Genomic DNA, 8,613 nt, shown 5'->3' on the forward strand with positions numbered 1-8,613 from the left:
GCACCGGCTCCCACCCCGGCTCCCCACCCGGCTCCCACCCCGGCTCCCACCCCTGCTGCCCACCCCGTCGAGATCCCCGACCCCGCCCCCTACGACCTCGTCGTCTCCGCCGGGATCGCAGGCGGGTTCCAGCCCCTCGCGCCGATCGGCTCCGTCGTCGTCTCCGACACGATCGTCGCCGCCGACCTCGGGGCGCAGACGCCCGGCGGCTATCTGACCGTCGAGGAGCTCGGCTTCGGGCGGTCCGTGCACCCGGTGCCGGCGCAGCTGACGGAGCGGATCTCCCGGGCCCTCACCGAGGGCGCGCAGCGCCACACCGTCGCGCCCGTCCTGACCGTCTCCACCGTGACCGGCACCGCCGAGCGCGCCACCGAGCTGGCGAAGCGTCACCCGGGGGCTGCCGCCGAGGCGATGGAGGGCTTCGGAGTGGCCGAGGCCGCCGCCGCGCACGGCGTGCCCGTGGTCGAGATCCGCGCCGTCTCCAACGCCGTCGGGCCGCGCGACCGCGGCGCCTGGCGGATCGGCCAGGCCATGGACTCCCTGCGGTACACGTTCCAGCTGCTCAGCAACACCGTCTTCGTGGAGCCCGCCCCATGACGTCACCGTCCACGCTCAAGATCGCCTACTCGCCCTGCCCGAACGACACCTTCGTCTTCGACGCCTGGGCCCACGGCCGGGTGCCCGGCGCACCGCGCCTCGACGTGACCTTCGCCGACATCGACCTCACCAACGGCTGGGCGGAGAGCGGCACGTCCCCGTACGACGTGCTGAAGGTCTCGTACGCCGTGCTGCCCTGGGTCCTCGACGAGTACGCGCTGCTGCCCTGCGGCGGCGCCCTGGGCCGTGGCTGCGGCCCGCTGGTCCTCACCCGGGAGCCGGGGGTCGACCTGACCGGCAAGACGGTCGCGGTGCCGAGCGAGCGCTCGACCGCGTACCTGCTCTTCCGGCTGTGGGCGGCGGACGTCGTCCCCGGCGGGGTCGGGAACGTCGTCGTGATGCCCTTCCACGAGATCATGCCCGCCGTACGGGACGGCAAGGTCGACGCGGGGCTCGTCATCCACGAGGCCCGTTTCACCTATCAGGACTACGACCTGCACGCCCTCGCCGACATGGGTGCCCACTGGGAGGACACCACGGGCCTGCCGATCCCGCTGGGCGCGATCATCGCCAGGCGCTCTCTGGGTGCGGCCACGCTGCGGCGGCTCGCGGACGCGGCCCGCACCTCCGTACGGATGGCGTGGGACGACCCGGTCGCCTCGCGTCCGTACGTCATGGAGCACGCGCAGGAGATGGACCCGAAGGTGGCCGACCAGCACATCGGGCTGTACGTCAACGAGTTCACCGCCGATCTCGGCGAGGCCGGCTATGCGGCGGTCCGCGGGCTGCTCACGCGCGCCGCGGCCGAGGGGCTGGTGCCGCCCCTCGGCCCGGACGCGCTCGCGTTCCCCTAGGAACGCTCAGGAACGCTCAGCAGGAACGCTCAGCCACGAACGCTCGGCGAACAGGCGCGCTCACACGTCGAGCTGGTCCGCGACCGCCCGCAGCAGGCCGGCGATCTTCGCGCCGTGCACCTTGTCGGGGTAACGGCCCCGCTCCAGCATCGGCGTGATGTTCTCCAGGAGCGTCGTCAGGTCCTGCACGATGGACGCCAGTTCGTCGGGCTTACGGCGCTGCGCCGCGGCGACGGACGGGGTCGGGTCGAGAACCGTCACCGAGAGCGCCTGGTCGCCGCGCTGACCCGCGACCACCCCGAACTCCACGCGCTGTCCCGGCTTGAGGGCGTCGACTCCGGCAGGGAGCACCGACGAGTGCACGAAGACGTCGCCGCCGTCGTCGCGGGAGAGAAAGCCGAAGCCCTTCTCGCTGTTGAACCATTTGACCTTGCCGGTAGGCACGTCTGTCCTCGTCCTCGTACTCGATGGGTGCGCCGGGATTCCGGCTCCGGATAGCTGCTGGAATGCAATACAGCGGGTCACCCGACCCGCCGGCACCAAGGCTAATGGCCTTCGGGCTGGTGACAAGACGTCGCCGGTTTGTTCCTTCGGCCTGGGAACTACCCTGGCTGAATGCGCAATGAAACCCCCTCGGCCCCGTCGGACGACACCGCTCCGGGTGACGGTCTCGTCCGCGCCGGTGCGATTGTCTTCATCATCGGCGCGGTGGCCACGCTGGTCACGGTCGCCCCGCTGTTCCTGGGGACCGATCCGTTCCCGCCGGTCGCGTACGCGGTGTGCATGCTGATGGGGGTCGGGTTCCTGGTCGCGGGCGCCGGTGTGCTGCGCTCGATCGGCGCGCAGCGCCGCCAGGCCCGGGCGGCCGCGGCTCAGCCCCGGTAACCGTCCCACCAGGCACGGAAGTCCGTCAGGTCGGGCAGAACGACGTCCGCGCCGGCCGCGCGCAGCTCCTCGGCGTCGCACGGTCCGGTGGTCACGGCCACCGAGAGCGCGCCCGCCGTCGCGGCGCCCCGCACGTCCCCGGTGTGGTCGCCGACGTACACGCCGGCGCCGTACTCGCGCAGCGCCTCCGCCTTGCCCTCGGCCCACAGGCCGCCGATGACGGCGTCCGGGTCGATGCCCAGGTGGGAGAGGTGCAGCTTCGCGTGCGGCTCGTTCTTGGCGGTGACGACGATCGCCCGGCCGCCCGCCTCGCGAACGGCTTGAATCGCATCCCTGGCGCCGGGCAGCGCGAGCGACGGCGTGATCGCGTACGTGGGGTAGAGCGCGCGGTACTGGACGACCCGCTCCGCGATCTCCTCCTCGGGGAACCAGTGCGCCAGCTCGTGCTGGAGCGGCGGGCCGAGCCGGGAGACCGCCAGATCGGCGTCGATCTCGACCCCGGTCTCGGCGGAGAAGGCCTGGTAGGCGGCCTTGATGCCGGGGCGGGAGTCGATGAGCGTCATGTCGAGGTCGAAGCCGACGGTGTAGGTAGCCATGGGGGACATTGTGCCCGGGTGTTCGAATCCGGCCGCTGCTTAGACTGAGCCAAGCCTTACCTGTTCCGCACCCCTGTTCCGCACCTGTTCCGCACCTGCTCCGTACTGCAGTTCGCACCTCCCGATGGGTCTCGATGACAGCCGCTTTCCGTTCCCGACGCGTCCTCGCGACCGTCGCCGCCGTCGTCGCCCTCCTCCTCGCGATCCTGCTGAGCCTGGCGGTGGGTGCCCGCGCCGTCGCCCCGTCCACCGTCCTCGACGCGCTGCTGCACGGCGCCACGAGCGACGACGCCCAGGTCGTACGGCAGCTGCGGGTGCCCCGGACCCTGATCGGGCTGATGGTCGGCGCGGCGCTGGCCCTGGCCGGCACGGCCCTGCAGGGCATCACCCGCAATCCGATCGCCGACCCCGGGATCCTCGGCATCAGCCAGGGCGCCTCGGTCGGCGTGGTCGTCGCCCTCGCCTTCGCCGGGGTTCACACCCTCGCGGGGTACGTGTGGTTCGCCTTCGTGGGAGCCGCCGCCGCGTCGGTCGCCGTGTACGCGGTCGCCTCCAGCGGACGCGGCGGTGCGACGCCCGTGAAACTGGCGCTCGGCGGCGCCGCGATCAACGCACTGCTGCTGTCGGTGACGACCGGGATCCTCACGACGAAGGCCTCGGCCCTCGACGAGTTCCGGTTCTGGCAGATCGGCTCTCTCGACGGGCGGGACACCGAGGTCGTCCAGCAGATCTGGCCCTTCCTGCTGATCGGCGCCGTCCTGGTGGTCTCGGTCGCCCGCGGCCTGGACGCGCTGGCCCTCGGCGAGGACGTGGCGAAGGGGCTCGGCCAGCGGGTGGCGACGGTCCGCATCGTGGGGGGCGTGGGCGCGACCGTGCTGACCGGCGCGGGCGTGGCCGCGGCCGGCCCGATCGCCTTCGTCGGCCTCGCGGTCCCGCACATCGCCCGGGCGATCGTCGGCAGCGACCACCGCTGGGTGCTGCCGATGGCCGCGCTCGTCGGCCCGGTGATGCTCCTGGTCTCGGACGTGATCGGCCGGGTCCTCTTCCCGCCGGGCGAGGTCCCGGCGGGCGTGATGACGGCGCTCATCGGGGTTCCGTTCCTGGTGACCCTGGTCCGCAGGAAGGCGGTGCCGGCATGACGACGATGTCCATACGCCCTTCCGGCTCCGCACGCCCTTCCGGTTCCGCACGTCCTGCCGGATACGGCGTCGTCCGCGCCGGACGCGGCTCCCTCCTGCTCCACCGGCGCTCCGCCCTCGTCGCCCTGGGCCTCCTGCTGGCCCTGGCCGCGGTCGGCGTCGCGTACCTCTGTGTCGGCGAGCGGTTCGTCGCCCCCGCCGAGGTGCTGAAGGTGATCTTCGGGCAGGACGCGCGGGCCGCGTTCGTCGTCGAGGAGCTGCGGATGCCCCGGCTCGCGGTCGGGCTGATGGTCGGCGCCGCGTTCGGCGTGGCCGGCGCGCTCATCCAGACCGTGGCCCGCAACCCGCTCGCCAGCCCCGACATCATCGGCATCAGCCAGGGCGCGGGGGCGCTGACGGTCGGCGCGATGACCTTCGGCCTCACCTCGTACACCGTCCTGCCGTACCTCTCGATCGTCGGAGGCATCGCCGCCGCCGCGCTCGTGTACGTCTTCGCCTGGCGCGGCGGGCTGCACGCGACGCGGTTCGTGCTCATCGGCATCGGGTTCGCGATCGCCCTGCGGTCGCTGACCACCCTCTTCATGACCAAGGGCGACTACCTGGTCGCCCAGCAGGCCCAGATCTGGATGACGGGCTCGCTCAACGGGCGCGGCTGGGACGAGGCGGCGCCCATCCGCTGGACGCTGCTCGTCATGCTGCCGGCCATCCTGTGGGCGGCCCGCGCGCAGCGGACCGTGTCCCTGGACGACGACACGGCGACGGCGCTCGGCGTCCGGCTCGGCCGGGTCCGGCTGGGGCTCGTGTTCGTCGGCGTCGTCCTGGCGTCCGTGGCCACGGGGGTGGCCGGACCGGTCGACTTCGTGGCGCTGCTCGCCCCGCAGATCGCCCGCCGGATGACGCGTACCGCGCAGATCCCGCTGCTCTGCTCGGCCCTGATGGGCGCGTTCGTCGTGGTCGCCGCGGACCTGCTGGGGCGGCGCCTGTTCTCGCCGGCCGAGCTGCCGGTGGGTGTCCTGACGGCGGCGGTCGGAGCCCCGTATCTGATCTGGCTGATTGTGCGCAGCCGCACAGGAGGAAAAGCATGAGCAGGCTGACCGCGCGCGAGCTGACCCTTGCCTACGAGGACCGCACGGTCGTGCACGAACTGGACCTCGCCGTCCCGGACGGCAAGGTCACGGTCATCGTCGGCCCGAACGCGTGCGGGAAGTCCACGACGCTGCGGGCGCTCGGACGGCTGCTGAAGCCGAAGGGTGGGGCGGTGCTGCTCGACGGCGAGGAGCTCGCGAAGATCCCGACGAAGCGGATCGCGCAGTCGATCGGCCTGCTGCCGCAGACCCCGGTCGCCCCGGAGGCGATCACGGTCGCGGACCTGGTGTCCCGGGGGCGGCAGCCGCACCAGGCGTGGTGGAAGCAGTGGTCGCGGGAGGACGAGCGGGCGGTCGTCGACGCGATGGAGCGCACGGACGTGGCCGCGCTCGCGGAGCGCCCGGTGGACGAGCTGTCGGGCGGGCAGCGCCAGCGGGTCTGGATCGCGATGGCGCTCGCCCAGGAGACGGATCTGCTGCTCCTGGACGAGCCGACGACGTATCTGGACATCTCGCACCAGGTGGAGGTCCTCGACCTGGTGCGCCAGCTCAACCACGAACGCGGGCGTACGGTCGCCGTCGTCCTGCACGACCTGAACCAGGCGGCGCGGTACGCCGACCACCTGGTCGCCATGAAGTCGGGCCGTGTGGTGGCGGAGGGCCACCCGGGCGAGGTGGTGACGGCGGACCTGGTGCGCGAGGTGTTCGGCCTGGAGTCGGTGGTGATCCCCGACCCGGTGACGGGGTCCCCGCTGGTGGTGCCGTCGGCTCCGTGGCACGCGGGAGCCCCCGCCACCGCCCGCGCGGGCCTGACCACGGGCCCCTGAGCACGGCGCCTGGACGCATGGGCGCCTGAGCACGGGGCCCGAGCAGGGGGCCCGAGGGGGCCTGAACACGGGCGCCTGAGCACGGGGCCCGAGCACGGGGCCCGAGGGGGCCTGAACACGGGCGCCTGAGCACGGGGCCCGAGCAGGGGGCCGGAACACGGGGCGAGCACGGGCCTGACCTAGGCGCCCGAGCACGGGGCCTGACCTGGGCACCCGAGCACGGGGCCTGACCTGGGCACCCGAGCACGGGCCTGACCTGGGCGCCCGAACACGGGCCTGACCTGGGCGCCCGAGCACGCGGCCCGAACCTGGGCGGCCGAGCACGGACGCCACGCCCGGCCGGGCAGGCGTCAGTGGCGGCGGGCGCGCCAGATCAGGAAGAGGGCCGACGCAACGGCCGCGCCTTTGAGCGCCCATGGCCAGGTCTCCGAGATCGCCGCGCCCATCGCCGCGCCGCCCTCGGCGATCGGGGCGCCCCAGCGGCGTGCGACACGGCCCCAGATCCAGACCGCGCCCGCCGTGGCCGCCAGGGCGGGCAGGACCACGACGGCCCACTGGATCTCGGCGCGGGAGAGGCGGCGGGAGGCGTAGGCGAGAAGCCAGCCGACGGCGAGGGCGACCAGGTTCCCGAAGACGGCGCCCCCGATCAGGAGGAGCGCGGCCAGCCAGAGGAAGGGGCTGGCCAGGCGGAAACGGCGGACGGCGGACGGCGCGTCCCCGGTGTCCGCCTCCGGCTCGGGGGCGGGAGCGGCGGCGGTCCTGCGACGCAGGCGCGGCAGACGCTTCCAGCCCCGGCGCGGCGCGACCTCCTCCGCCGGTTCCTCTACACCCTCACCCCGCGCGCCCTCAGCCCTCTCCGCCCCCTCCTCATCGGTCTCCTCCACCGGAGGCTTCAGCAGCTCCGGGATCTCCACCCCGCCCCTGAAGCCCGGCACCAGGTCGTCCCCCGGCCGGGGCGGCGTCTCGGTGCTCCACCAGTCCGGCTCCGTGTCCGCCGCCCCGACCTCGTCCGTCCCCACCAGATGCGGCGGAGTCGGCCAGGCCTCCTCCGTACGGGGCTTCGGCACCGCCGGTGCCGTCCGTACCGGCGCCGCCCCCGACGCGCGGTCCACCACCTCGTCCGGCGTGCCCAGCTCGTCGAGGATTGCGCGCACGACCGTCGGACTCTCCTGGCCGTACGTGTCGCGCCGGCGGTCGATCTCGCCCCGGAGCGCCGACACGAGCCGCATCCGGGCGCTCGACGGCAGGTGCCGCTGCTGCGCCAGATCGCCGACCCGGCTCAGATAGTCGAAGACCAACTGGTCGCTCTCGATCCCCACAGTGCCCCTCCACAGCCGGTACGCCCCGACGTTAGCGCCCGCGCAGGGGCTAACGTGGGGCGGATGGGGATCGGTGAGCTCGCTCGGGAGGCGCACGTGCCCGAAGGAACTGGCGCTGCCACTGCGCCGCGCACGCTCGCGGAGGCGCTGCGCGCGCGGGGCGACGAAGGGCTCGCCGCGCTGCTGCGGGCCAGACCGGACCTGCTCTCCCCGGTCCCCAACGACCTGACGCAGCTCGCCACTCGGGCCGGAACGCGTGCCTCCGTGGTCCGGGCCCTGGAGCGGCTCGACCGGTTCACGCTGCAGACCGCCGAGGCGCTGGCCGTTGCGCCGGACCCCGCCCCGTGCCCCGTACTCCTCGCCCTGCTCAGCGGCGACGACGGCGATCCCGACATCGAGGCGGCGCTCCCGCGCGCGGTGGAGACACTGCGCGAACAGGCGCTGGTCTGGGGGGAGGAGGACCGGCTGCGGCTCGTGCGGACCGCGCGCGAACTGCTCGCGCCGTCGCCGCAGCACCCCTCCCCGACCGGCCTCGGGCCGACCGTCGCCGAGGCCACGGCCGGGATGTCGCCGGGCCGGATCCAGGAGATCATCGCGGCCGCCGGTCTGCCCGCGACCCACGACCCGGTCTCCGCCGTGGCGGCGCTGACGGAGCTGTTCACCGACCGGGAGCGGATGGGCGCTCTCCTGGACACGGCGCCCTCGGAGGCGCTGACCGTGCTCGACCGGCTGGTCTGGGGCCCGCCGTACGGGGAGGTCACGGCGAACCCGGCGCCGCCCGTGCGCTGGCTGCGCGACCGCGGCCTGCTGCTGCCGGTCTCGACGCGGACCGTCGTCCTGCCCCGGGAGGCGGCCCTGCACCTGCGGGGCGGGCGGGCGCACCGCGCACCCGAGCCGCATCCGCCGGCCCTGTCCGTACTGCGCGAGTACCGCCCACAGGTTGTGGACAGCGCGGCGGCCGGCCAGGCGTACACCGCGCTCGCGACCGTCGAGGAACTCCTCAAGTCGTGGGGCCAGGGCGGACCGCCGGTGCTGCGCGCGGGCGGGCTCTCGGTACGGGAACTCAAGCGGACGGCGGCCTCCCTGGACGTCACGGAGCAGACCGCCGCGTTCTGGCTGGAACTCTGTTACGCGGCGGGGCTGCTGGCCTCGGACGGCGAGGCGGACGAGCGGTACGCGCCGACCCCGGCGTACGACGACTGGCTGGACCTGCCGGCGGCCGAGCGCTGGGCCCGGCTCGTCACCGTCTGGCTGACCGCGACCCGCACGCCCGGCCTGGTCGGCGGGCAGGACGCGAAGGGCCGCACCCTG

9 protein-coding genes and 1 pseudogene are annotated in these 8,613 nt (G+C 73.9%); 7 read left to right on the plus strand and 3 right to left on the minus strand.

The window, feature by feature from the left end; genetic code table 11:
- Together J7E93_RS12735 and J7E93_RS12740 are read left to right on the plus strand one after the other, a co-directional pair.
- Positions 1-597, plus strand: a 597-nt coding sequence (locus J7E93_RS12735) for a futalosine hydrolase (RefSeq protein ID WP_215068600.1), incomplete at its 5' end; no start/stop codon positions are given.
- Positions 594-1,451: a 1,4-dihydroxy-6-naphthoate synthase gene (locus J7E93_RS12740; RefSeq protein WP_215068602.1), complete on the plus strand. Its 858-nt coding sequence runs from the start codon at positions 594-596 to the stop codon at positions 1,449-1,451. The genes J7E93_RS12735 and J7E93_RS12740, both read left to right, overlap by 4 nt.
- 60 nt (positions 1,452-1,511) lie before the next feature.
- Here the strand turns inward: J7E93_RS12740 and J7E93_RS37790 are convergent, their stop codons facing one another.
- Positions 1,512-1,895, minus strand: coding sequence for a cold-shock protein (locus J7E93_RS37790; RefSeq protein ID WP_046507938.1), 384 nt, complete (start codon positions 1,893-1,895; stop codon positions 1,512-1,514).
- Positions 1,896-2,066: 171 nt separating this feature from the next.
- On the opposite strand from J7E93_RS37790, the gene J7E93_RS12750 reads away from it, so the two are divergent.
- Positions 2,067-2,336, plus strand: a complete 270-nt coding sequence (locus J7E93_RS12750) for a hypothetical protein (RefSeq protein ID WP_215068604.1) — start codon at positions 2,067-2,069, stop codon at positions 2,334-2,336.
- On the opposite strand, the gene J7E93_RS12755 is transcribed toward J7E93_RS12750, so the two are convergent.
- Positions 2,324-2,941 carry an HAD family hydrolase gene (locus J7E93_RS12755; RefSeq protein WP_215068606.1) on the minus strand — a complete coding sequence of 206 codons (618 nt, stop codon included), beginning with the start codon at positions 2,939-2,941 and terminating at the stop codon, positions 2,324-2,326. The two genes, J7E93_RS12750 and J7E93_RS12755, sit on opposite strands and share 13 nt — an antisense overlap.
- Before the next feature lie 125 nt (positions 2,942-3,066).
- Between J7E93_RS12755 and J7E93_RS12760 the strand changes: the two genes are divergently transcribed.
- Genes J7E93_RS12760 through J7E93_RS12770 form a run of 3 tightly spaced genes read left to right on the plus strand, consistent with a single transcriptional unit; the run spans position 3,067 to position 5,983 of the window.
- Positions 3,067-4,071, plus strand: a complete 1,005-nt coding sequence (locus J7E93_RS12760) for an iron ABC transporter permease (protein WP_215068608.1) — start codon at positions 3,067-3,069, stop codon at positions 4,069-4,071.
- Positions 4,068-5,156, plus strand: a complete 1,089-nt coding sequence (locus tag J7E93_RS12765) for an iron chelate uptake ABC transporter family permease subunit (protein WP_215068610.1) — start codon at positions 4,068-4,070, stop codon at positions 5,154-5,156. Before J7E93_RS12760 ends, J7E93_RS12765 begins: the two co-directional genes overlap by 4 nt.
- Positions 5,153-5,983 carry an ABC transporter ATP-binding protein gene (locus J7E93_RS12770; RefSeq protein WP_215068612.1) on the plus strand — a complete coding sequence of 277 codons (831 nt, stop codon included), beginning with the start codon at positions 5,153-5,155 and terminating at the stop codon, positions 5,981-5,983. Before J7E93_RS12765 ends, J7E93_RS12770 begins: the two co-directional genes overlap by 4 nt.
- 350 nt (positions 5,984-6,333) lie before the next feature.
- Here J7E93_RS12770 and J7E93_RS12775 read toward each other — a convergent pair whose 3' ends face one another.
- Positions 6,334-7,302, minus strand: coding sequence for a hypothetical protein (locus J7E93_RS12775; RefSeq protein WP_215068613.1), 969 nt, complete (start codon positions 7,300-7,302; stop codon positions 6,334-6,336).
- Between the two features lie 63 nt (positions 7,303-7,365).
- Between J7E93_RS12775 and J7E93_RS12780 the strand changes: the two are divergent.
- Positions 7,366-8,613: pseudogene (locus J7E93_RS12780) on the plus strand (DNA-binding protein); the annotation flags it as partial.

Source organism: Streptomyces sp. ISL-36, from assembly GCF_018614205.1.
GTDB lineage: Bacteria > Actinomycetota > Actinomycetes > Streptomycetales > Streptomycetaceae > Streptomyces.

Excerpts from the sequence above, each read along its gene's own strand:
- J7E93_RS12740 (WP_215068602.1), top strand. The coding sequence starts at position 594 with ATGACGTCACCGTCCACGCTCAAGATCGCCTACTCGCCCTGCCCGAAC.
- J7E93_RS12750 (WP_215068604.1), top strand. The coding sequence starts at position 2,067 with ATGCGCAATGAAACCCCCTCGGCCCCGTCGGACGACACCGCTCCGGGT.
- J7E93_RS12755 (WP_215068606.1), bottom strand. The coding sequence starts at position 2,941 with ATGTCCCCCATGGCTACCTACACCGTCGGCTTCGACCTCGACATGACG.
- J7E93_RS12760 (WP_215068608.1), top strand. The coding sequence starts at position 3,067 with ATGACAGCCGCTTTCCGTTCCCGACGCGTCCTCGCGACCGTCGCCGCC.
- J7E93_RS12765 (WP_215068610.1), top strand. The coding sequence starts at position 4,068 with ATGACGACGATGTCCATACGCCCTTCCGGCTCCGCACGCCCTTCCGGT.
- J7E93_RS12770 (WP_215068612.1), top strand. The coding sequence starts at position 5,153 with ATGAGCAGGCTGACCGCGCGCGAGCTGACCCTTGCCTACGAGGACCGC.